The organism is Entomoplasma freundtii (assembly GCF_002804205.1).
Taxonomy (GTDB): Bacteria; Bacillota_I; Bacilli_A; order Mycoplasmatales; family Mycoplasmataceae; genus Williamsoniiplasma; species Williamsoniiplasma freundtii.
Genome location: NZ_CP024962.1, coordinates 654,006 through 677,062 on the forward strand (window position 1 = coordinate 654,006; position 23,057 = coordinate 677,062).

Below are 23,057 nucleotides of genomic sequence, written 5' to 3' on the forward strand. Positions count from 1 at the left end.
TTACTTGACTAACGGTGATTTTTGGGATCAAGTGAATCAGCAAAGACTTTAGCAACCAAGAAGAAAATGATTGAAATCATACTGATAAAAATGATAGGGATAATTAACAAGTGAGGAAACACTTGTCAATCGGTATCGGGCATGATGTTATTTAAAATTTTTCCTAATGATGTTTTTTTAACCCCATCAACAAAACCGAAGTTTAAGAAGGTTAAAGTTGCATCCACAGAAATAGCATTCGGAATAGCAAATATTCCTGCTTGGACAATTCCTGGTAAAATCTTTGGCAAAATGTTTTTGTGAATAATTCGGGTTGAACTTGAACCTAAAGTTAACGAGGCAACATTATAGTCAGTATTTTTTACCAACATAATTTGTACCCTGACAGTTGAAGCAATTGAAATTCAAGCTTGGAGAGAAACCCCTAAAACAATTGGTCAGAAGCCAACATTAAAGACGAAAATAATAAATAATAATAAAATTAGTTGTGGTACCAAAGTTAAGAAGTTAGTTAATTGGATGAAGAAGATATCTGTTTGACGGAAGTAACCCCAAATCGAACCTAATAGTACTCCAATCGCTAATTGAATGAATGCTAAAGTAAAAGCTAAGATTAGGGTTGTTCTAATTCCAAGCCACATTTCGATTCAAAAATCTTCACCGAACATCCCAAGACCAAAGATATGGCCTTTGCTTGGCGCCGCTGGTCCAACACCTGGGCGGTTGGTTGGAACTGCTTGTTTTCCTCAAGGGACAATGATTGATAAGGCAATAATGATAACTAATAAAGTGGCACAAATAATAAATGTCCAATTAGTGAATAATAGTTTAGCAACGGCCTTTCAATAACTATAAGGCTTGCTAGCTAATTGCTCTGATTCACTTTTTCTAATTCCAACAACTTCAAATAACGAACTATCGATTTCCGAAACTGCTAAATTATTTTTAGCCACAAGAGGGCTAGTATTTGTATTTTTATTTTGGTGGTTAGACATAACTTAACCCTCCCTTTCTATTTAGTTAATTTGACACGTGGATCTAGACCAACCATTAAAAGGTCTGAAATCAAAGAAGAGAACACGGTAACAAAGGCAGCAAATGAGACATACCCAAGGATAACAAAAGAATCTTTATCACCGGAAACAGCCGAGACAATATAGCGCCCCATTCCCGGAATGCCTCATTGTTGTTCGGTTAAAATCGAGGCCCCAAATAAGGTAACAGCCAAGTCTAATGGAAATTGTTTTAAAATGCGGATTCCAGCATTACGGAAGATGTGAACATAATAAACTTTATTATTTGTCATCCCCTTTGAAAGGGCAAAACGAGCATAATCAGAAGTCATTTCATCAACAACGTAACGGCGAGTTAACACAACCGTTGATGGCATCATCATTAACACCAGAACTACGATAGGTCAAAAACGTGTGGCAAAGGCACCGGAACTAAAGAGACCTGAATTATTAAATCCAGCAACCGATAATAGATAAATACCAATAACGATGACTACTGCTGGTACTGCAATCAAAGTGATTGAAGAAGCATTGATAATTGAATCTGATGGTTTACCTTTTTTCTTCGCTGCTTCAATTCCCAAAGGAATTCCAATTAAGTAAGAAATAACTACAGCAATTGACCCAAAGACAAATGAGTAAGGAATGGCTTTATTGAATAAAGTCATTACATCAGTACTTGAATCAGCAATTGATGGCGATGAAGTAACTCCAAGGTAAACTCAACGGCGTTCAAATATTTCTTCCCAATAAACGATGCTTGATCCATCCGGTGAGAATTCATAGTAGTCGAAAACTAGAATATCTTTAGGAATGAAAGGACATAGGTTACGCAAATAATTGGCAAGTTGTTGTCCCATTGGGCCATAAACGCCAAATAACTTCATTCTATTCACCAATAATTCCTCAAGTTGTTTATCTGATAATTTGAGAGATTGGTAATTGGCTGGCAAGTATTGAATATCATTTGTCACTGAACGAATAATGATAAACAAAAGGATAATTGCTATAAGTAAAGTAATCAACCCATAAATTATTCGTCGAAATGAATAACCAATTAGTGGATGTTGAAGAAAGAACTTGTTTGTACCACTCCAAAAATCAGAGTACCGATAACGGAATTCTTGGATTCTTGACGGTTTATAACGTGCTAGTTCAAAGTCTAAATTAAATGCCTCTGATTCAAGATTTAAATTTGTTTGAATCACTTGTAATTGCTCCAGTTGAGACGACTCTTCTATGGAGGAGGAAATTGTAGAATTATTTTGTGACATGATAATCGTTTCCTTTCCAAACGCGTCATTAATGCAATGGCGATTTTTAGGGGAAATGAACGCGATTTTGTATTTTGTAAGCTATTGATTATAATTAGAATTAATGTTTCAAAAGCAAAAAGCAATATAAGTTTAAAGTGGAACTTGTCAAGGCCCCTAAAACTCAAAAAGCGAAGCCCACTTAACATATTTATATAGTATACACTATATTACGCAATCTTGAAACCCAGAAAGGAGGCAATTATGGCTCATAAAGACTTAAAGGCATTAAGAAAAAACCAAAAATTGGTTCATAACAAAGAGACAGCCGAAATCTTAACTGAAACTGATAAAATACAACACCAGGCCGGCCATAAAAGTGAATACAAAGCCACTTCACGCCTGCGTTGGTTTGATTGATTAATTTCTGCCATTATCCTTTTGGTAGGTATCGGCATGAGTTTCTTGGTTGGCTACCTCACTTTAAAATCCAAACAAACTCCGAACTGGTGAGGGGCATCATACTTTGCTTTTGCCTATCTATTTGTTCTGATTCTTATTTGGTGAATGCTTGGTTATTGAAAAAATAAAGCAGCAGAAAAATACTTTAATGATAAACGGCGTCGTTACCAAAAAACCTATACCTTAGAAGAAGCAAAATATCGTCGTTTCCGGAACCTTATTTTGGTAAGTTGATTACCATTTGCCCTATTTGCGACTTTAATAACTATTCTGCTCTAGCTTTGTAAAATAAAAAATCTCCCTAAGGAGATTTTTTATTTCTTTGGTTTAGAGTTAGTGGTTTTGTTCAATCAATAACGATTACCACCAGTTTTTAAATTTTTGCTTGGTCGCACAAATGGCGTAAAGTCTTTTTCATTAATTTCATTAGCAATTGCTAGAACCATTGGTTGCTTACCAGATTCTTGTTTAATGACGCTACGAACTTTAGTAATGATTTCCTTTTTGATTTCATTTAAATCATAGCTACTTGGGTTAGTTCGATAATCACTTTGGCCTTTTGTCATAATATCAGCAATTTGCTTTTGCAATGTTTTGAAAATCGTGTTTTCTTCTTTGATATAAATCACGCCACGCATTTGAATATCAATTGATGACACTAGAGCTTTACTGCGACTATCAATTGATACTCCAACAATAATCACACCGTCACTTGCCAATTGCTTTCTTTCATTTAAAACAACATTACCAATATCACCGATACCAAGACCATCAACATAAGTATCACCATTCTTAATAGTACGGTCAGTGACGGCTAATTGACGTCCCGCTAGATTCAATACTTGACCATTGTCAATAATGCCAACATTACCTGGTTTTACACCAGCACTTAGTGCTGCACTTTCAGCTTCTAAAAAGTCTTTATAAAGGGCCTTGATAGGAATAAAGTATTTAGGTTTGAAAATCGAAACCATTACCTTTAAGTCTTCATAGGAACTATTCATTGCCCAAATGTTGCGATCTGATAAGGCCATGATGCGAGCTTCGGTTCTCGCCAATTCATCAAGGATTTGCGCATGACGTTTTTCCACTCCGGGAGCTGGCGGTGTGGCTAAAATAACTAGATCATTTTCAGTAAAGTCCACTACCTCATCGTTATTATTAGCAATTTTATTTAGTTTTGAGTAAAGTACTTCGGCATTACCAGAAATAATTAAGACTCCGTTTTCAGAAGTTTTATATTCTTCAGGAGACATCAAATCTTCCTTACGAACATTGAAATCAGCAAGTAGGTTTGAATCTAGCAAGGAACTCATTGTACGACCATAAACAGCAATTTTACGATTATTTTCTTGCGCAGCACGAATAATTTCTCCAACTTTAAAGAGGTCCTCTTCAAAGATACCAATAATAATTCGCTTATGTTTTTCTTTAAACGGTGTAGCAATATAACTTTCGATTTTATGGTTAGGTGCTGTAAAACCGCGACGTGAAGCTGAAGCAGTATCACTAATTAAAGCCAAGACTCCACGCTCACTGATTTTTGCTAAATTAGCAAAATCAGTAGAAAATGATGATTGTTCTTGCCCATCGATAATGTAATCACCTAAATAAATTACCGCACCTTGTTTGGTGCTAAAAGCGAAGCCAAGGGTTTGCGGTGAAGAAGCTGTTAACCGAAATACCTCTACTTTTGTGGAAGTAAAATTAATTATTTCTTTATCATGAACGACATGATAATTACTATCGCGATTACGCATGCGTGCACGTTGAGCTTTAATCTTTAGAACCTGGGCAGTAATGGGGTTACAGTAAACTGGTACATCGAGGTCTTTCAAAAGATAATTTGTTGCCCCCGAATTATAAGCCGAAGCATTAGTTAAGAAAATCGCCTTAACACGTTGACGATTATCTTTCAAATAATCAAAATTAGGAATCACCATGTCGACTCCTAAAATCCCTTTGTCCGGAAATTTTAGTCCAGCGTCGAGAACAAATAGTTCATCATCAATTTCCAAAACATAGAGGTTTTTACCCCGCTCATCTTGGCCACCTAGGGCCATGAATTTAATATTTCCCATATTTTCCATTCTTTCTTTTCATCTCTTTAAATACACTTTTTACTTGATAGCAAATTAAAAGCAGAAAAATTATTAATCTTTATTGTTTTATATTTCTACTACAGACATCAATTATAACCGGATAGATTATAACAAAAAACAGCCCAAAGTTGGCGGGTACGCTCTTTGGTTTCGTTTAGTTAAAGGTTCTCTTAGTTAATAATTTTTTCAATAACTGGTTTTGGACGGTAAGCCTTATCAATCGTAAAACTTTTTTGCGCACGTTGAGTTCAACTTGCCAACGGTTCTTTGTTGGTTAATAGTTCCATCACCACATCTCCGGTTTTAACCAAAGAACCATCGGGTTGACAAATAATAATTCCGGCAGCGTAGTCAATCACATCTGTTTTGTGAAGACGCCCTCCTCCTAAATCAATATTTAAAAAGCCCAGGTTTAAGGCATCGTGATAACTAATGTAACCATCTTGATCAGCTTTGATTTGGACCTTATTTTTAGTTGGAAAGTGTTCATTATAATTTTCTAAAATGCTAATGTCACCACCTTGAGCAGTAATCAAAGTTTTAAAAAATGGTACAACTTGGCCACTTTGGAGACGTGATAAAGCTGATTTTTTAGCAGTTTCAAAATTAGCAAAAACTTTTGCCTTAACAAGGGTCAAGGCCACCGCTGTCGTCGCAATTTCAATCACATCCGCTTCACCATTACCATGCAAAGTTTCTCATGCTTCTTTTACTTCAAGTGCATTACCAATAGTTCTTCCAAGGGGTTTTTCCATATCTGTCAAAAGAACTTCCACATCACGATGATGGTGCTTACCAATATTAATCATTAATTTGGCCAAAGCAGTTGCTGACTCCTTATCTTTCATGAAAGCTCCTGAACCAACTTTGACATCTAAAATAAGTGAGTTGGTCTTGATAGCCAATTTTTTAGCCATAATCGAAGCGGCGATTAGAGGCAGTGAGTCAATTAATTGGGTGGCATCTCGTAAGGCATAAATCTCTGCATCAGCCGGAGCTAAATCGTGATTGGCAGCAGCAATCACCATCCCATTTTCTTTAAGTAGGTTTTTAAATTGAGTTTCGCTTAAATCACTTCTAAACCCCGGAAAGGAATCAAGTTTATCTAAAGTACCACCAGTTTGGCCTAAAGCGCGCCCTGATAATTTTGCTACTTTAATACCATATGAAGCAGCTAAAGGGGTAAAAATAAGGGTGATTTTATCCCCAACTCCACCAGTGGAGTGTTTATCTGCTTTTCAACCCGGAACATCATCAAGGTTGTAAGTAATTCCTGAATTTAAGTAACTACTTGTTAGGTCTCCGACTTCCTTATCGGTCATTCCTTTGAAAAATATGGCTGCAATAAAAGCAGACATTTGGTAATCCTTGATAACATCTTCCAAGTAGTTAGCGATGATTCAATCAAATTCACCTAAGGTTAAAACCTCACCGCGTTTTTTACGTTCCATGATTTCTTTAAATGTATACTTTTCATTTTTTGGTGTTAATGACATAAATATTGGTCCTCAAATTCTAAGTTAGTAATGGGCTAATAATCTAGTTTTTTGTACGATCTTGAAGAACAAAAATGCTCTTCAATAATTTAGTTTTGGTTATTTCTTCTGAAGAAAGCGACATCACTTTTACTTTCGCTTGACTTAATTTTACGATAATTAATGGGTCTTCAATTTTGATATCTTTAGTATCGATAGAAACCGCCACTTCTGGAGGTTTCTTTAAAACAATTGACAACGTTTGGTTTTTGGAAAAAATCATCGGTGCGTTAAGGGTACGGAATTTATTAGTTGATACTGGGAAAAGTTCAAGCATTTCGAAAATATCAATATTAGGGTAAATAATTGGCCCCCCAGCTGACTTAGCAAAACCAGTTGAACCAGAAGGGGTAGCAAAAACTAAACCGGTGCCACGGAAAGTTTCTAATTTTTCGTTATTAATAAGAACATCTAATTCTAAAGGACGAATATTATTAACGATTTTAATTTCATTTAAAGAATAATGAGTTTTACTGCCGTTAAGCAACTCGAGCAAACTATACTCAAAGTAATGATGGTTTTGGTCAAGACCACTTTTTAAAATTAATTCTAAATCAGCCGTTGTATTATGGTTTGTATAAAAGCCAATCCCGCCAAATTTCATCGGAATAAACGTGGTGGTTTTTAAATCATTTTCAAATAAATGAACCGCATTCAAGAAGGTTCCATCACCGCCAATAACAAATACATAATCTGGCTTAGTATGCACTTCCAAATAACTTGGGTTAAGCTTAATCATTTCCTTTAATTGGCTTTTTAAAGCAATTGATTCTGGATAATCATTTGTTACGATGGCATAAGTAATCATTATTAAAACCCCTTTTTAAGATTATTATAATCAATTGTTAGCGCTGGCGTTGTTTCAGAAAGAAAATCATTTTTCTCATAAGTTAACTTTGGTCCGATTACTAAACAAGAATAAGCTAGTTATTAGGCTATAATTTAAAAGAAATTATTACAATTGATTGGAAATAAAATAAAGGGGAACCATGAAAAAAAGAATGATTACTGGCATTACGCCAAGCGGCAAGATGACTTTAGGTAATTACTTAGGTGTCGTGAAGAATTTAATTGATTGGCAAGATGAATATGATTTGTTTGTTTTTATTGCCAACCTTCACGCGATTACGTTACCTCAAAATCCCAAACAACTTAAACAAAATACCGAAGAAATTGCTGCTCTTTATTTGGCAGCAGGGTTAAACCCAGAAAATGTTGTTATTTTCAAGCAAAGTGAAGTGCCGGCTCACTCTGAGTTAGGCTGACTCTTAAATACCCAAACCTCAATGGGGGAATTATCGCGAATGACCCAATTTAAAGATAAAAGCCAAAAATTGGCCAATAAAAGTTCAATTCCGGCCGGTCTTTTTAACTACCCGACATTAATGGCAGCTGACATTTTGCTTTATGAACCAGATTTTGTTCCGGTTGGTGTTGACCAAAAACAACATGTTGAATTGGCACGTGACTTAGCTCTTAGGTTCAATAATAAGTATGGAGAAAACTTTAAAGTTCCGGAACCACTCTTAACCAAAAACAAAATAAAAATCATGGATTTACAAGATCCTACTAAGAAAATGAGTAAATCTTCACTGAACCCGAAAGCGGTGCTTTATATTCTTGATGAACCAGCAATAATTCGTAAAAAAATTGCTAGTGCGCTCACAGATAGTGAGAATGTTGTTCGTTATGACCCAGAGAATAAACCTGGTGTTTCTAATTTAATGACTATCTATGCTCTCTTAAAAAATACCACTCCTGAAAATATCGAACATCTTTGGGAAGGCAAAAACTATAAAGATTTCAAAGATGATGTGGCCGAAGAAATTATTGCTATTTTAGAGCCAATTCAGAAAAATTACCAAGAGATTAAACGTAGCGGCAAACTAGAGACAATTTTAAATGAAGGCGCACTTCGAGCTAATCGAGTCGCCCAAAAAAAAGTGACCAAAACTAGAAAAAAAATGGGACTGAATTAAAAAATCCAAGTTAATTAACTTGGATTTTTTGTTCTAAGGCAGTCAGGACCTTATTTAAATTTTTTTCAATTTGGGAAATCCGGGCCATTACATCTGAGTTTGACAATTCGTTTTTAGCAACCTGGATACGTTGTTGGTCAAGTCAATCATTTTGCTCTTTTAAATTAATTTGGTTTTTTAATAATTTGTTATTTTCATCTTGTAATAAGGTTAGTTCATTTTGAAGGTCTGCCAAGATTGCAAGGAAGTGTAAATAATCTGCTTGGATTTCATCTAAAAAATCATTGACTTCTTCAACTTTATAACCTTTAATTTCAATCGTGAAATTTTTTTGTTGCAAATCTTCGGGGTTGAATTTATTCTTTAATTTCATGATTTTTCTCCTACCGTCATTTTAACATTTTCCGAATCTCTTTTAGGGAGGAAAATGGTACCTTTAAATCAAAAGGGTTTGTTCTTAGAAACAATCCTTAATTTAACACATAAAAAATATAATGAGGAAAGACGGTGCACAGTTTACAAAATTCCTGTTCAACAAGGTTGAGATCCAAAAACACAACGACCATTTTTTATGAAACATTATGCCTGCGATTACATCGGCAATTACCAAGGAGCTTATTTTGAATTCGAAGCCAAGGAAACAGCTCAAGAATATTTTGCCTGGAAACAAATTCGCCCAAGCCAACATGCTAAATTACAACAAATTTTAGCTACCAAGGGTTATGCTTTTTTAATAATTTATTTTGAAAGAACTAACCAATTTTTCTTTGTTACTTACCAAGCTTTGGAAACTTATATCCTAAACAACACACAAAAAATTCCGTTGGGTTGGTTTCAAGAAACGCAAACGGAATTAAAGATTAATGAGGAATTAAAATTAAATTATCTAGCCTTATTGGATAAATAAAAAAATTGCTATGCAGCAATTTTTTTATTTTTATTGTAGACGTTCTCTTAGTTGTTTTGCTGCCTTAAATTTTGAAGCTTTTGAAGCGGGGATACGAATTTTTTCTTTAGTACTTGGATTCATCCCATCACGTTCAGGGCGATCAACAACACTAAATTTTCCGAATCCAGCAATAGCAACTTCGTGGCCGTTGCTTAAATATTTTGCAATATCATCAAAAACCAGAGCCACGATTCTTTCACTTTGGGCTTTACTTAAATCTTCTTTTTGCATCAAAGTTTCAGCAATTTCTTTTTTTGTCATGTGTGTCTCCTACTTTTCTTAACCAACTTTAACTTATTTCAAAAAATTGTTTACGAGTACGATTGGTCGTTTAAAATTATACAATATTTCGTACAGATTTAGGAAAATCTCAGATGGTATGTGGTTTTTTTCGCAAAGTTGATGCGCTATTTTCACCGCTTCCACACCTTCAGTTGTGGTTGACAAATTTTCCATCGTTTCTTTAGGGTTCCCTTCAATCGCGATCCGATGACCTAGAGAATAGTTTCGTGATTTTGGTGAAGTGGCCGTCAACACCAAATCCCCGACACTAGCATAAGTTAAAACAGTTTCTAAACGCCCACCAAAAACTTGGCTAATTTCATAAATTTCTCTCAAGCCTTTGGCAATTAATGAAGCACGAGCATTATCTCCAGCATTTAAACCATCAAGAATTCCTGAACCAATAGCAATCCCATTCTTCAAGGCAGCTGCAATCTCACATCCCGCAAAATCATCACTTAAGCCAATAGCAAAGTACTCATTTTGAAAGTTATTGGCGATGGATTTAGCCAATTTCTTATTTTTCATGACCAAGGTTACTCCAGTTGGCAGACGACGGACTACTTCACTAGCAATCGAAGGACCATAAAGGGCACCATAATCACTTACCATCGCGAAATCATGTAAGTCCTTTTGGATATAGGTAGATAGCAAGTCGCCATTCGGTGCTAACCCCTTGGCAGTATTCAAAATGATTACCTCATGGGTTAAGGTAGCTTTTAATTGGGCGATGACAGAATGTAAAGCCTTTGTGGGAACCGCTAAGATTAGGATTTCCGTCTTAGCTAGGGCAGCTTCGAGATTGGTTGTTGCTAAAATATTTTGGTTTAATTTAGCATCACCAAAGAATTGCGAATTTTGGTGCTTAAATTTAATATCATTGATTTCTGATTCACTAATACCATAAATAACCACTTCATGACCATTATCTGCCAAGACGTTGGCTAGACAAGTGCCATAGGCTCCTGAACCAATAATTGTAAAATTTTTTTTCATTAGCTTACCTTCTTTCGCGGAAAATTAAATTGATGGGAACCCCTTCAAAACCAAATTGTTCACGAATTTGGTTTTCTAAAAAACGTTTATATGAAAAGTGAACGTAATCAGGGTTATTAACAAAAATAACAAAAGTTGGTAAGTAAGCCTCAACTTGAGAACCATAATAAATTTTCAGTCTTCCCCCATTATGATCAGGAGCAGGATTTAGAAGTTGAGCACGGTTTAAAACTTCATTAAAAATTGATGTTTGGATTTTGCGTTTTAAACTAGCATCAACATCATCAATCGCTTGATAAATTTGTCCAATTTTTTGTTTTTCTAAAGCAGAAATAAAAATAATTTTGGCATATCTCAAGTATTTGAAATAGGCTCTTATTTCTGCTTCGCGTCTTTTTCGGTCTTTCATTTCTGTCGGTAATAAATCCCATTTATTACCAATAATAATAATTGGCTTTTGGGCTTCAAAAGCCAAACCACCGATATTAGTATCTTGGTCAGAAATTGGTTCAGACATATCCATCATCAAGAGCACAAAATCAGCTTTGTTAATAGCCCCCAATGACCTTAGGTAACTATATTTTTCTAAGCTCTCGATTTTCCCTTTGCGGCGAATTCCAGCTGTGTCTACAAAAAGATAATTTTTGCCGTTATATTTCACTAAACTATCCACAGCATCAATGGTTGTGCCAGGGATTGGTGAAACAATCATTCGTTGTTCACCAGTAAGGGTATTAATAAGCGAAGATTTTCCTACGTTAGGTTTCCCGATCAGGGCCACACTTGGATAAGGCGTTTGGTCTTGTTCTTTTGGTGAGGGTAATTTGTGAATAATCTCATCAAGCAAGTCACCAATCCCAATCCCATGTGTTGACGAAATCAAAAATGGTTCGCCAAAACCAAGTGTCAAGTAATGATAAGTTTCATCTTGGTTCATTTTTCGATCATATTTATTAACTGCCAAAATGACAGGTTTTTTTGTTTTATACAATAATTTGGCAATCATTTCATCATCAGGCAATAAACCTTCTTGGTGGTTAACAACAAAAACGATAACATCTGCTTCAGCCATCGCAATCTCTGCTTGCAATTTAATCTCTTTGGCAAAGGTGGCGTTTTCTAAAGTAATCCCCCCTGTATCAATCACAATAAAATCTCGAGTTAGTCAATCAGCGCTTCCATAAATCCGGTCACGAGTGACTCCAGGCCGATCTTCAATAATCGCTTTTTTTTCTTTAATAACCCGATTAAAAAGGGAAGATTTTCCAACATTCGGTCGGCCAATAATAGCAATAACGTTCTTCTTTTTCATTTTTACTCCATTTGCTTAATTTTAGCGATAATTGTGTCCACGGTTTGGTCTAGTGACATTGTAGAATTATCCAAATATCAAGTGTTGTTAGTTAATACTAACGGACCGACAAGACGGTTTTTGTCACTCGCATCTCGTTCGGCCAAAGCTTTTTTAATAAAAGCTAAATCAGTGTTATTTGTCTTTTCATTCCGGGTTTCTTCATACCGGCGTTGAGCACGAGCGTCTAAAGAGGCATCAAGATAGATTTTTAGATCTGCTGTTGGCAAGACTACACTTGTGATATCCCGACCAATCATAATTATTCCCTCATTTTGATTAGTCTGCGCTAATGCCCGTTGCTTTTGAACCATTAATTCACGAATTTCCGGAATAGGAGTAATGTCGTTAATATTTGCCAAAATTTCCGGACTGGCTAATTTGTTGCTAACATCTTGGCCATTTAAAAAAACTTTATCTTTTTTGACAACATAGTCAAAATCGGGAATTAAGTTAATTAATTCTTGCGAGTTTTTAAAATCAACTTTTTTATTAAGTCCTAAAAGGGTGAAGGCGCGATACATTAAACCAGTATCAATAAAGGTATAGCCAATTTGTGTAGCTACTTTTTTCAAGGTTGCTGATTTGCCACTTCCGGCTGTTCCATCAACGGCAACAACAATTTTTTTCGACATTTATTAAATTCTCCTTTAAATACTTAATTAAATAAAAAACGGCAAAATTATTGCTAAAACTATCCCGATTAAAAGAATTGGAGCAACAATGAGAAATCATTTAAACTTAATTTTATAACGGTTTTTTTGTTCGTGAGTGGCTGTAATCTCTTTTTGCATTAGGTCGTGGGTAAATTTTAGGATAGCTAATGTATCATAATGTTCATTTTGTTTCATTAAACCAGTGAGAACTTGTGGTTCAAATTGGTTCCGAGTTAAAACCTTACCTTTTTCTTCTCATAAAGGCACCAAATCAGCTAGTTTTTGTGTATAACTTGTTTCAATGGCCTTTGAGGCCGCTATTTGTTGTTTGTATAAACTTGACGAGACTTCAATCACTCCATGGTTCAAACTATCATTTTGGTTTATTATTTTTTCTGAATCTAAACTCATACTCATTAACTCTTGAATATGATTTTCTAAAAGATGAAGCACTTCGTTACTCATCCCATTTTTGTTTTTATCACTATCAAAATAATATTTATCAATGTCAAAGGTGCTACGCAAGTCTTGAATTAACTCATTGAAATATTCATAATCAATTTCTGTCAAAATTTTAATAATGGCCGATAGAAATTGCGTATCTCGAGTGCTATCTTGCAAACTCGTAATATCTCGATTGACTTGTTGAATTTCTTCGGCGTGCAACTCTTTGCGGGAAACAAATTTGCTCATTAACACCTCAATCACTCGTTTCAATTATACTAAAACAAAAAAAATAGTTCCGAACAAGTTCGGGAACTATTAAGAATGTTTATTATCGAAAAAATCAAGTTCTTTTAACGATAACGGTGGTTTAGTGGACGAAGACGACCTTCAATGACTACAAAAAGCGAATAGGCAATTGCATAACGCAATAAGTTAATTCCAAAGATGGCAAAGAAGAAGTAAGCGACATTGCTTGTAATGTTACTTCAACCAACACTCGGTTTGCCTCCATGATCATGGTCATGGTGTTGTAATAAATCACTAAAATGATGGGCATGATCGTGATCGTGGTCATGAATACCTCAACCAGTTTTAGACTGAATATAAAGGGCTAAAAATAGTGAGGCAGTCGCAATCAAGGCAGCCAAAACAGAAAGGATAAAGGCCGGGGTAATTCGCTTTAACCAATCTTTTTTCTTATTCGGGTCACGGTGATAAGGAGAATTTCTAAATAGTAGGTAATAAATTGCTCAAGTTAAAAAGATGATGATGACATTAGTTAAGGAATCCGTTAGAGGTTGGATTCACCCATGCTCCATCCCATGAATCAAGTTATGGAAAATAGGTTCAAGTAAGCCTACTAATGAACCAAATATTGGTCCCAAGACAGGTAAACCGATTAATAGAACAATAGTATCTAGGAAACGGAACGAAATATAAACTTGTCCAATAGGAAACATTAAAAATGATTCGAAAACAATGTCTAAGGCAGAGACAGCCACAGAAAGGGCTAAGACAACACCTGAGGCGGCTATTTTAAAGGTTAAGTTTTTTTTCGTATATTTAAAATAAGTTTTGGCTTTGAATTCGTTTGGGTCAATTTTGTCAGCATGACCGCTTTTATCGTAGTGAATTTTGCCATGATAATGGTCTTTATGATCGTTGCCATGATCAGCTTCGTTTTCATGATGTGTTCGATGAAAATCTCGTTTCATCGAACTAAACATCTCTTTGGCGTTTTTATCTTTTTTCATATATGATGTTTTCCTCTTTATAAAAATTATAAATAAGAAATTAATAAAAACAAGTTTTTGTTTAAAAAAAAAATTAGATTTGATAATGTTTTAATAAAACAATAAGGACATTATATAAAGCAAAATAAAGCACACCGTTAATGGCACTCTTGGCAATATTTAATCCGAAAATCATGGCTAATAAACCCTTACTAGTAGGCACTAAATACCAATTCAATAAAAAGGCTCAGTTCATTAATACAGCAAAACCAGCAGTGATGATGCTGATAATAATAAAGGCTACTATTTCAAAAATGAAAAGTTTCTTCAAATGGTTTTTCACTTGAAAAGTTACTTCTCACTTTTTAAAAAGAAAAACACTTAAAGCAAAGAAGACAAGAAAAAAACCGTCAATTAAATTCATGGCAATTAGTCCAATTGGTTCACTTCCTAATAAAAACCGAAACCAAACAGTAATTTCAAAAAAAATAAACGTATAAAAGAAATTGGTCATCATTAAGAATAAGAGCACGGTGAAAAAAGAAATTTCAATGACAAAGAAGCCGCCAATTGGGGCCAAGCCTAAAACGTATTTGGAAAAAATAGTCATGATAATATTTAGAGCTAACATTAAGGCCATTAGCACTATTTTTTTGGTAGTTAAATGAAAATAATCATGTCAAATTAAACTAGCGTTCCGATGGTTAATTTCAGAAAAATCAGTTTTATAACCTCAAAAGTAATTATGTCGTGATTTTAAAGGGGTCTTTTTTTTCTGCATTCCTATGCTCCTTATATTGAAAATTTTCAACATAAAATTAATATTATTATAAAATTAGGATAATCGAAAATAGTATAAGAGAGGAAAAAGATGTCAAAAAATAATGTTATTCCCATGATTGTGGAAATTCCGAAAGGGTCATCAAATAAATATGAAGTAGATGGAGTAACCGGGCGAATTAAACTTGACCGAGTTTTATTCGGGGCTAACTTCTATCCCGGAGAATATGGAATGGTGGAAGAAACTTTAGATTGAGATGGCGATCCATTGGATGTCATTTCGTTAGCTACATATCCAACTTTTCCTGGTGTCTCAGTAAATGTTCGAATTTTAGGCTCGATTAAAATGATTGATGCAGGTGAAATTGATACGAAATTGTTTGGGGTTTTTGCTGATGACCCACGTTTTAAAGACTTTAAATCTTTAAATGATGTTCCTCAACACTACCGTGATGAAATCGAAGACTTCTTTTTGCAATATAAAACCTTGCAAAAGAAACATGTTGAAATTCATGGTTGAGGTGATGAAAAAGAAGCTTTTGAAGAATTAAAAGAATGTCGTGAACGTTACCAAAATTACAAGGATCGTTTAAATACCCCTGAAGGGCGTGAATCTATCCTAGCCGAATGAAAGGCTAAAGGTTGAGGCCAAGCCTAAAAGACCAACTTTAAAAACCTAGGTGTTTCTTGCACCTAGGTTTTTAAATTAGACGGTTCGTTAATAAACAAAGGGACCAAGTCATTTATCTAAGCGGTTACGAAAAGTGAAGGCATAAGGTAAACGCATTTCCTGAGCGTATTGGCGTGCTGCAAAAAAATCGAAGGTATAAAAATCTAAGATTTCTTTAACTAACGGTACAACTTCTTTGTTATAAAGTTGCTCTACTTTCGTTTTTAAATCAAAGGCAATATAAAAGTTAAAGACTCATAAAGCGAAGAAGATAAATACTAAAAAGGCAAAAATAGGGTTCGTTCAAAGAAAATCAAGGGCCGAATTACTTAAGACTTCTTGTTGATTTAAGCCCAAAAAGAAAACCACGGTTTGGCCAATAAAGCAAAGACCGATTAATGCTAAGTAAAGATAAGGCAAAAATTTCACTACCCATTTATAAGTAATTAATAAACGGTTATGTTCTAGTTCTTTAGAAGCGATTCATAAGCGACTAATTAGATAATCAAGTTCGTAACCTACCGATGGAAAAATCCGTTTTGTAATGATAATCTTCTTTTCTCTTCGTTTGAGGTTTCAAAAAAGACGACGCTCGTAATCATTATCTTGGAATTCAATAACATAATTAGTGAGGTTTAATTTCTTTTGAAAAGTCTCGACAAGTTGGCCCATGGTATGCGAATCAATTAGGTCATGACCACTATTGATTTCTAAAACTTTTCAATCGTGATACCATTTAGCAAACCAAAGGTAAAAACCGGAAATTCCGACCACGACACAAAGGTCTAAAATTCAAAGTACAAGGTTAATTCAAGTAAGAGCTGTCATGGCTATCCTTTCAAAAACACACCCAACATTTCCATTTTTTTATTTTTGGTGCGTTAATATTATTGTGCTCTTAAAAATTGTTTTTAGGCTTTTCTTTCTTTTAGGGCTTGCCAAAAGGGGTCTAAAAGCAAAATTAACTTAATTTTAAGACTGAATAATGACTGAAACAACAAGTTAAGAAGGATGGAAACTAATGAATATAATTCTACTCGGTGCCCCTGGTTCGGGAAAAGGAACCCAAGCTGAACTTTTAGTAAATCGTAACAAAATGATACAATTCTCTACTGGCGATATTTTTCGCAAAAATATCGCCGATGATACGACTTTAGGTCAAGAAGCGAAGCGTTACATGAATGACGGTAAATTAGTGCCCGATGAAATTGTTAACCAAATGGTTGAATGTGCCTTAGCAAAGATTCACGATAACTTAATCTTTGATGGTTACCCAAGAACTATTGACCAAGCTGAAGCTTTAACGAAAATTTTGGCCAATTATAATGCTAAAGTCGATAAAGTTGTTTACCTAGAAGTGCCAGAATCTGTCTTGATTGAGCGAATCTCGGGACGCTGAATTTGTCCAAAATGTAAACGTAGTTATAATTTACAAAACCGTCCTCCAAAGGTGGCTGGAATTTGTGATTTTGATGGTACCAAATTAATTCGTCGCCCTGATGACGAACCATCAAAAGTCAAAACGCGTTTAGAGGCTTACAATAAAGAAACTGCTCCCCTAATCGATTATTACAAAGCTAAAGAAATTACTATTCATGTCTCTGCTCATGATAGTAATCCAGAAAATATTTATCAAGAGATAGTAAAGGAATTGAAACTGAATAATGGTGACAATTAAAAATCCGGTCGAAATTATTAAAATGCGTAAAGCAGGACAAATTTTAGCTGAAGCGATTGAAATGCTTAAAAAGGAAACCCAAGTTGGGGTTAACTGTTTAGATCTCGATAAAAAATTCGCCGATTTTATTACCGAAAAAGGGGCGACATCTAACTTTTTAAACTATCATGGGTATCCCAACACAATTTGTATTTCCATTAATGACCAGCTTGTTCATGGGATTCCACAAAATCGAGTAATTCAAAATGGCGATATTGTGTCAATTGATTGTGGTTGCATCTATGATGGTTACCATGCCGATGCGGCTTTTACAAAAATTTGTGGCTTCGCAAAAGAACCAAAACATGATATACTCGTTAAAGCGACTGAAGAAGCTTTAGCTAAAGCCATTGCAATTGTTCGACCCGGTACTCGAATTGGAGATATCGGAGCAGAGATTCAAACTTATATCGAACAACTAGGCTTTGCTTTGCCCCGTGAGTATACTGGTCATGGAATTGGCCAAGAAATGCATGAGGATCCCTACATTCCAAATTATGGAGTAGCAGGAACTGGCATGCGTCTCCAACCCGGAATGGTGATTGCGATTGAACCAATGGTTCAAATCGGCACTCACAAAACCAAAGTTGGAGCAGACCATTGGACTGTCTCTTCAGCCGACAAAAGTATGGCTGCTCATTTTGAACACACATTGGTTGTTACCAATGATGGAGCTGAAGTTTTAACTAAACTATCAATTCCCAAAATGAACAAGGAAAATTAGACGAAGGAGACTTGAATGGCAAGAGAAGACTTATTAGAAGTTGAAGGTACTGTGATTGAAGTTTTACCTAACGCAGTTTTCAAAGTGAAATTATCAAATGATATCGTTATCAATGCCCACGTGTCAGGTAAAATCCGTATGAATTACATCCGCATTTTACCTGGTGATCGCGTAACGGTAGCAATTTCCCCATACGATATGACACGTGGAAGAATTACTTATCGTTATAAGTAAAAGTGATGAAAACTTATTTTTATAACTTAAGTAACATACATTAATAATCAAGGCTACTTAGGTTAACTAAGTTGTTTTTTGATTAAAAAGAAACGGAAAAACGGAGGTTGTGAACGATGAAAGTTAGATCATCTGTCAAAAAAATGTGCGATAACTGCCGCGTTATTCGCCGCAAAGGTCGCGTTATGATTATTTGTGCTCAACCCAAGCATAAACAACGTCAAGGTTAATTAGAAAAGTGAAAGGAATCATCGAAGCATGGCTCGTATTAGTGGAGTAGAAATCCCCAATGATAAAAGAGTAGTAGTTGCTTTAACTTACATCTATGGAGTAAGTGTCCCAACCGCTACTAAAATTTTAGAAAAAACAAAAATTAGCGAAGATATTCGTGTAAAAGACTTGAGTGAAGAACAAATCAAAGCGATTTCAAACGAATTATCAACAATCAAAACTGAAGGAGAATTACGTCGCGAAACCGCTTTAAACATTAAACGTTTAATGGAAAACGGAAGCTATCGTGGTTTACGTCACCGTAAACACTTACCAGCACGTGGTCAATCTTCAAAAACTAATGCCCGTACAATCAAAGGGCCTCGCAAAACTGTTGCGAACAAGAAAAAATAGGTAGAAGGAGAGAATTATAACAATGGCTAATCCAAAACCACAAGGTAAGAAAAAAATCAAAAAAAATATTCCTAAAGGAATTGCTCACATTCACTCAACTTTTAATAACACAATTGTCACAGTGAGTGATGAAAAAGGAAATGTTCTTTCATGATCAAGTGCTGGAGCGCTTGGTTTCAAAGGATCAAAAAAATCAACTCCTTATGCAGCCCAATTAATTGCTGAAGCAGCTGCTAAAGGAGCAATTGACCAAGGTGTTAAAACAGTTAAAGTCGAAGTTAAGGGTCCAGGCCCAGGTCGTGATGCTGCTGTTCGTAGTTTGCAAGCGACAGGTCTAGATATTACTGCTATTAAAGACACCACACCAATCCCACATAATGGAGTGCGTCCAAGAAAACGCCCAAGAGGTTAATCGATGAAACAATTTATGAGACCTGAATTTTCTCTTCTAATCGAAGAGCAAGACAAATCATTTGGAAAATTTATGGTAGAACCTTTAGAAAGAGGATTCGGAGTTACTCTGGGTAATGCTCTTCGTCGTACTTTGCTTGCTGCTACACCTGGAGCTGCCATTTACGCAATCAAAATTGAAGGTGCTGCTCATGAATTCACATCAATCCCTGGAATTGTTGAAAATGTTTCTCGCATTATTTTAAATTTAAAACAAATGGTTTTAAAAATTGATCCCAACATGTTTCAAGATGAAGAAGTGGTGGAATTAAAAATTAAAACAGATGTCCAAGGTCCTGTTTTAGGTGGTGATTTAGAAGTTCCTGCCGGAGTCGAAGTACTTAATAAAGACCTAGAAATCGCTACAATTAGCGAAGGTGGAGTCTTAAACTTAACCTTGTTTGCTAAAAACTCACGCGGTTACAAAACATTTAAAGAAAATAAAAAAGAAAAAGGTTTAGAAACTGGCGTTATTACAATTGATTCAAATTATTCGCCAATTAAAAAAGTGGCTTATCATGTTGAACAAACCAAAATTGGTCGTTCAATTGATTTGGAAAAATTAGAAATCGAAGTCCAAACTGATGGATCAGTTTCAGCCAAAGATGCTATTGCCATTGCTGCCAAAGTACTAGTTGCTCACTTAAATCTCTTTGTTGATTTAAAAGACCAACTAGACCACATTGAAGTAATTGGTACTATGAGTGAAGAAGAAAAAGAATTGGATAAACCAATTGACGATTTAGACTTTACTCAACGTAGTTTGAATTGCTTGAAACGAGCAGGAATTGATACTTTACGTGAATTAATTTCGCATACTGAAGATGAAATTCAAGAAATCCGTAATTTAGGACGCAAATCATTTAAAGAAATCAAAGATAAAGTAGCGCAATTAGAACTAAACTTTAAACAAGTCTAGACTTACTTTTACTAGCTAGCAATATAGAAAGAGATAATTAGACAATGTCATATATTCAAAAACGTGGAAAAAACACCGCTTGAGAACAAGCATTAATGCGCAACTTGACTACTGAACTAATCATTAATGATCGTTTAGAAATCACCGAAACTCGTGCTAAAGAGTTGAGAAAACATGTCGACAAAATGATTACTTTGGGAAAACGTGGTGACTTACACGCTCGTCGTCAAGCAATTGCCTACCTTCGCAATGTCCAAGATGACAAAAATAAACAAGCAGTAGATAAACTATTTACCGATTTGGCCAAAAAATACCAAACTCGTAATGGTGGATATACTCGTATCTTAAAACTTGATAACCGTAAAGGTGATAATGCACCGATGGTTATCATTGAACTAGTTTAAAAATAAACCATTACTGGTTTATTTTTTTTAATTCAACTTGCCCCCTATTTATAAATTGTATAAACTTATTAATATTGTGTAGCAAAAATAAAAGAGGGTTCTCAAGGAGTAAAAATGGAATTAGACGAATTTTTAGTTAATAGACTAACAAATAAAGACCTTGAGGAATATGAAAAAATCCTCAACAAAGTTTATCATTACAAAATGTCGGCAAGTAATGATTTCTTTGAAGCAAAGCGCCAGTTTCTTGAAGATAAAATTAGCAAGGAACAATTTTTAAAAGCAAAAGAAGCTGAAAAAAAGGCCAAGAAAGAATTTCTTGAGGTCTTACATAATAAGGCATTTAAAGTGAATTATAAGCAAGCCAAACGGAACTTGGAACGTCACCGAGTCGGTCATAAAGACCATGAGCTTTATCTTCACGAATATCGTCAAGCAAAAAAGATTTACTATAAATTTAAAAGAATTGTTAGTGAACGGGGAAGAAATGCGAAGGTAGCCAAACTTAGCGATGTCGCGATTGCGGTAAATGATTTGTCATTCCGCTATTCACCTTCAACGCCTATCGTTTTAAAACATGTTAGCTTTCAAATTAAAGAAGGTGAATATGTTGCTGTGATTGGTCATAATGGTTCTGGTAAATCGACTCTTTCAAAACTATTAATTGGGGTTCTTAACCATAACCAAGGAACCATTGAAATGTTTGGTAACCTCGTGACAAGTCATAATATTGATCAAGTGCGCCAATTTTTAGGAATTGTGTTTCAAAACCCTGATAACCAATTTATTGGCTCAACAGTTCGTGCGGATATTGCGTTCGGTTTAGAAAATAAATGTGTTAATCCGAAAAAAATGGGCAAAATTATTAAGAATGCTGCCGAATTAGTGGGAATGGAAAAGTTTTTAGATTCAGAACCGTTAAACCTAAGTGGAGGCCAAAAACAACGGGTAGCAATTGCAAGTGCTATTGCTCTTGACCCTTCAATTTTGATTTTTGATGAAGCAACGAGTATGTTAGACCCGAAAGGGAAGCGCGAAATCAAAGAAATTATGGTCAATTTACGTGACCAAGGAGATAAGACCATTCTTTCGGTAACTCATGATATGGATGAGATCCTTAACGCAGATAAGGTTTTAGTGATGAATCAAGGGGAAGCGATTAGATTTGGTACTCCTCACGAAATTATTGGTGATATTGGTTTTTTAGAATCAATCCATTTAGGCATGCCTTTTGTTTATCAAGTGCAAGAGGCTTTTAAAAAGGCAGGCTTACCGTTAAAGAAAGCAAGCACAATGGATGAGTTGGTGGCGGAATTATGACAAAAAAAATAAATAAGAAAAAACATCTCCAACGCCAATGAATCAAAGAGGCTAAAGAAGCGCAAAGACATCACAAAAAATATGATTTTACCGGAAACATAGTTTTAGAAAACGTTTCTTATACCTATTCTCCAAAAACTCCCTTCGAGTTTCATGCTTTAGATGAAGCGACTCTTGAATTCCTGAAGGGAAAGATAACTTGTGTTATTGGTACAACTGGTTCTGGAAAATCAACTTTAATCCAATTAACAAACGGGTTGTTAATTACCGAAACAGGTCGCACAGTGATTGGTGACTACCAAATCCCAGCAGGAATTAAAAAAATCTATGACGTCAAACAATTACGCAAAGAGATTGGCCTAGTCTTTCAGTTTCCTGAATACCAATTATTTCAGGAAACTGTGGAAAAGGATATTGCTTTTGGCCCAATCCACCTTGGTGAAAACAAAACCGAAGTTTTAAAACAAGTTCCTGAATTATTAAAGGTTGTTGATTTACCAGCCAACCTTTTGACGCGTTCTCCTTTTGAACTTTCTGGAGGGCAAAAGCGACGTGTGGCCATTGCCGGAATTCTCGCCATGAATGGTAATACGCTTGTGCTGGATGAGCCAACCGGAGGGTTAGATCCTGAAGGAGAAGCAGAATTCATGCAACTTTTCTTACGCTTGAATAGGAATCAAGGAAAACGCATTATTATGGTAACCCATAATATGGACCAAGTACTTCATCTAGCTGACGAAGTGGTCGTTATGAACAAAGGGAAGGTAATTAGTAAAGGAACTCCTTTTGAAATCTTTAGCGATAATAAGCTGTTAGAAAAAATCGAAATTGAACCACCAAAAATTTACCAATTACTTTACAAGCTTCGTGATCAAGGTTTAGATTTAACAAATCACCAAATTCGAACAATTGATGACTTTGTTGAAGCTTATCAAAGTGAAACTAAAGACCACTAGAA

General features: G+C 35.2%; 28 protein-coding genes. 14 read left to right on the plus strand and 14 right to left on the minus strand.

Going from position 1 to position 23,057, the window contains the following annotated elements:
- Positions 1-8: 8 nt before the first annotated feature.
- Together oppC and oppB are read right to left on the minus strand one after the other, a co-directional pair.
- Positions 9-995 carry an oligopeptide ABC transporter permease OppC gene (oppC, locus tag EFREU_RS02820; protein WP_134163648.1) on the minus strand — a complete coding sequence of 329 codons (987 nt, stop codon included), beginning with the start codon at positions 993-995 and terminating at the stop codon, positions 9-11.
- A 17-nt stretch (positions 996-1,012) separates the two neighbouring features.
- On the minus strand, positions 1,013-2,287 hold the full coding sequence (oppB, locus tag EFREU_RS02825) for an oligopeptide ABC transporter permease OppB (protein ID WP_100609597.1): 1,275 nt from the start codon (positions 2,285-2,287) through the stop codon (positions 1,013-1,015).
- A gap of 243 nt (positions 2,288-2,530) precedes the next feature.
- Here oppB and EFREU_RS02830 point away from each other — a divergent pair, with 243 nt between their 5' ends.
- A complete protein-coding gene (locus tag EFREU_RS02830) occupies positions 2,531-3,007 on the plus strand; it encodes a hypothetical protein (protein WP_100609599.1) in 477 nt (158 codons plus the stop codon).
- 35 nt (positions 3,008-3,042) lie between these two features.
- On the opposite strand, the gene EFREU_RS02835 is transcribed toward EFREU_RS02830, so the two are convergent.
- From EFREU_RS02835 to EFREU_RS02845, 3 genes are all read right to left on the minus strand, one after another.
- Entirely contained in the window at positions 3,043-4,809 is a 1,767-nt protein-coding gene (locus EFREU_RS02835) for a ribonuclease J (protein WP_100609825.1), read from the minus strand.
- 191 nt (positions 4,810-5,000) lie between these two features.
- The gene (locus tag EFREU_RS02840; RefSeq protein WP_100609601.1) at positions 5,001-6,326 is read right to left on the minus strand and encodes a thymidine phosphorylase; all 1,326 of its coding nucleotides are present in this window, start codon (positions 6,324-6,326) and stop codon (positions 5,001-5,003) included.
- Between the two features lie 43 nt (positions 6,327-6,369).
- Complete coding sequence (locus EFREU_RS02845) at positions 6,370-7,173, minus strand: diacylglycerol kinase catalytic domain-containing protein (protein WP_198507953.1); 804 nt, start codon at positions 7,171-7,173, stop codon at positions 6,370-6,372.
- Positions 7,174-7,354: 181 nt separating this feature from the next.
- On the opposite strand from EFREU_RS02845, the gene trpS reads away from it, so the two are divergent.
- On the plus strand, positions 7,355-8,344 hold the full coding sequence (gene trpS, locus EFREU_RS02850) for a tryptophan--tRNA ligase (RefSeq protein ID WP_100609603.1): 990 nt from the start codon (positions 7,355-7,357) through the stop codon (positions 8,342-8,344).
- Between the two features lie 10 nt (positions 8,345-8,354).
- On the opposite strand, the gene EFREU_RS02855 is transcribed toward trpS, so the two are convergent.
- Complete coding sequence (locus EFREU_RS02855; RefSeq protein ID WP_100609605.1) at positions 8,355-8,717, minus strand: DivIVA domain-containing protein; 363 nt, start codon at positions 8,715-8,717, stop codon at positions 8,355-8,357.
- 54 nt (positions 8,718-8,771) lie between these two features.
- Here EFREU_RS02855 and EFREU_RS02860 point away from each other — a divergent pair, with 54 nt between their 5' ends.
- Positions 8,772-9,251: a Holliday junction resolvase RecU gene (locus EFREU_RS02860; RefSeq protein ID WP_100609607.1), complete on the plus strand. Its 480-nt coding sequence runs from the start codon at positions 8,772-8,774 to the stop codon at positions 9,249-9,251.
- Positions 9,252-9,281: 30 nt separating this feature from the next.
- On the opposite strand, the gene EFREU_RS02865 is transcribed toward EFREU_RS02860, so the two are convergent.
- The 7 genes from EFREU_RS02865 to EFREU_RS02895 all read right to left on the minus strand — a co-directional run bounded on the left by EFREU_RS02865 (position 9,282) and on the right by EFREU_RS02895 (position 15,038).
- On the minus strand, positions 9,282-9,554 hold the full coding sequence (locus EFREU_RS02865; RefSeq protein WP_100609609.1) for an HU family DNA-binding protein: 273 nt from the start codon (positions 9,552-9,554) through the stop codon (positions 9,282-9,284).
- Positions 9,555-9,587: 33 nt separating this feature from the next.
- Entirely contained in the window at positions 9,588-10,571 is a 984-nt protein-coding gene (locus EFREU_RS02870) for an NAD(P)H-dependent glycerol-3-phosphate dehydrogenase (RefSeq protein WP_100609611.1), read from the minus strand.
- A gap of 4 nt (positions 10,572-10,575) precedes the next feature.
- Positions 10,576-11,883, minus strand: a complete 1,308-nt coding sequence (der, locus tag EFREU_RS02875) for a ribosome biogenesis GTPase Der (RefSeq protein WP_100609613.1) — start codon at positions 11,881-11,883, stop codon at positions 10,576-10,578.
- Positions 11,884-11,885: 2 nt separating this feature from the next.
- On the minus strand, positions 11,886-12,557 hold the full coding sequence (gene cmk, locus EFREU_RS02880) for a (d)CMP kinase (protein WP_100609615.1): 672 nt from the start codon (positions 12,555-12,557) through the stop codon (positions 11,886-11,888).
- 27 nt (positions 12,558-12,584) lie between these two features.
- Positions 12,585-13,271, minus strand: coding sequence for a hypothetical protein (locus tag EFREU_RS02885; RefSeq protein ID WP_100609617.1), 687 nt, complete (start codon positions 13,269-13,271; stop codon positions 12,585-12,587).
- Between the two features lie 104 nt (positions 13,272-13,375).
- The gene (locus tag EFREU_RS02890) at positions 13,376-14,278 is read right to left on the minus strand and encodes an ECF transporter S component (protein WP_100609619.1); all 903 of its coding nucleotides are present in this window, start codon (positions 14,276-14,278) and stop codon (positions 13,376-13,378) included.
- A gap of 73 nt (positions 14,279-14,351) precedes the next feature.
- Complete coding sequence (locus tag EFREU_RS02895; RefSeq protein WP_100609621.1) at positions 14,352-15,038, minus strand: ECF transporter S component; 687 nt, start codon at positions 15,036-15,038, stop codon at positions 14,352-14,354.
- Positions 15,039-15,128: 90 nt separating this feature from the next.
- Here EFREU_RS02895 and EFREU_RS02900 point away from each other — a divergent pair, with 90 nt between their 5' ends.
- Positions 15,129-15,695 (plus strand): inorganic diphosphatase, encoded by a 567-nt coding sequence (locus EFREU_RS02900; RefSeq protein WP_100609623.1) that lies wholly within the window; start codon positions 15,129-15,131, stop codon positions 15,693-15,695.
- 60 nt (positions 15,696-15,755) lie between these two features.
- On the opposite strand, the gene EFREU_RS02905 is transcribed toward EFREU_RS02900, so the two are convergent.
- The gene (locus EFREU_RS02905) at positions 15,756-16,535 is read right to left on the minus strand and encodes a hypothetical protein (protein WP_100609625.1); all 780 of its coding nucleotides are present in this window, start codon (positions 16,533-16,535) and stop codon (positions 15,756-15,758) included.
- Positions 16,536-16,728: 193 nt separating this feature from the next.
- Between EFREU_RS02905 and EFREU_RS02910 the strand changes: the two genes are divergently transcribed.
- The 10 genes from EFREU_RS02910 to EFREU_RS02955 all read left to right on the plus strand — a co-directional run bounded on the left by EFREU_RS02910 (position 16,729) and on the right by EFREU_RS02955 (position 23,055).
- Positions 16,729-17,385 (plus strand): adenylate kinase, encoded by a 657-nt coding sequence (locus EFREU_RS02910; protein WP_100609627.1) that lies wholly within the window; start codon positions 16,729-16,731, stop codon positions 17,383-17,385.
- On the plus strand, positions 17,372-18,148 hold the full coding sequence (gene map / locus EFREU_RS02915; RefSeq protein ID WP_100609629.1) for a type I methionyl aminopeptidase: 777 nt from the start codon (positions 17,372-17,374) through the stop codon (positions 18,146-18,148). Before EFREU_RS02910 ends, map begins: the two co-directional genes overlap by 14 nt.
- A 15-nt stretch (positions 18,149-18,163) precedes the next feature.
- The gene (gene infA, locus EFREU_RS02920) at positions 18,164-18,382 is read left to right on the plus strand and encodes a translation initiation factor IF-1 (protein ID WP_100609631.1); all 219 of its coding nucleotides are present in this window, start codon (positions 18,164-18,166) and stop codon (positions 18,380-18,382) included.
- Positions 18,383-18,498: 116 nt separating this feature from the next.
- Entirely contained in the window at positions 18,499-18,612 is a 114-nt protein-coding gene (rpmJ, locus tag EFREU_RS02925; RefSeq protein ID WP_024863770.1) for a 50S ribosomal protein L36, read from the plus strand.
- 28 nt (positions 18,613-18,640) lie between these two features.
- Positions 18,641-19,006: a 30S ribosomal protein S13 gene (gene rpsM / locus EFREU_RS02930; RefSeq protein WP_100609633.1), complete on the plus strand. Its 366-nt coding sequence runs from the start codon at positions 18,641-18,643 to the stop codon at positions 19,004-19,006.
- 22 nt (positions 19,007-19,028) lie between these two features.
- Entirely contained in the window at positions 19,029-19,418 is a 390-nt protein-coding gene (rpsK, locus tag EFREU_RS02935) for a 30S ribosomal protein S11 (protein ID WP_100609635.1), read from the plus strand.
- 3 nt (positions 19,419-19,421) lie between these two features.
- Positions 19,422-20,375, plus strand: a complete 954-nt coding sequence (locus tag EFREU_RS02940) for a DNA-directed RNA polymerase subunit alpha (RefSeq protein ID WP_100609637.1) — start codon at positions 19,422-19,424, stop codon at positions 20,373-20,375.
- A gap of 44 nt (positions 20,376-20,419) precedes the next feature.
- The gene (rplQ, locus tag EFREU_RS02945; RefSeq protein WP_100609639.1) at positions 20,420-20,779 is read left to right on the plus strand and encodes a 50S ribosomal protein L17; all 360 of its coding nucleotides are present in this window, start codon (positions 20,420-20,422) and stop codon (positions 20,777-20,779) included.
- Between the two features lie 114 nt (positions 20,780-20,893).
- Complete coding sequence (locus EFREU_RS02950; protein WP_166666720.1) at positions 20,894-22,111, plus strand: energy-coupling factor transporter ATPase; 1,218 nt, start codon at positions 20,894-20,896, stop codon at positions 22,109-22,111.
- Positions 22,096-23,055: an energy-coupling factor transporter ATPase gene (locus EFREU_RS02955; protein ID WP_100609641.1), complete on the plus strand. Its 960-nt coding sequence runs from the start codon at positions 22,096-22,098 to the stop codon at positions 23,053-23,055. Before EFREU_RS02950 ends, EFREU_RS02955 begins: the two co-directional genes overlap by 16 nt.
- Positions 23,056-23,057: the final 2 nt, after the last annotated feature.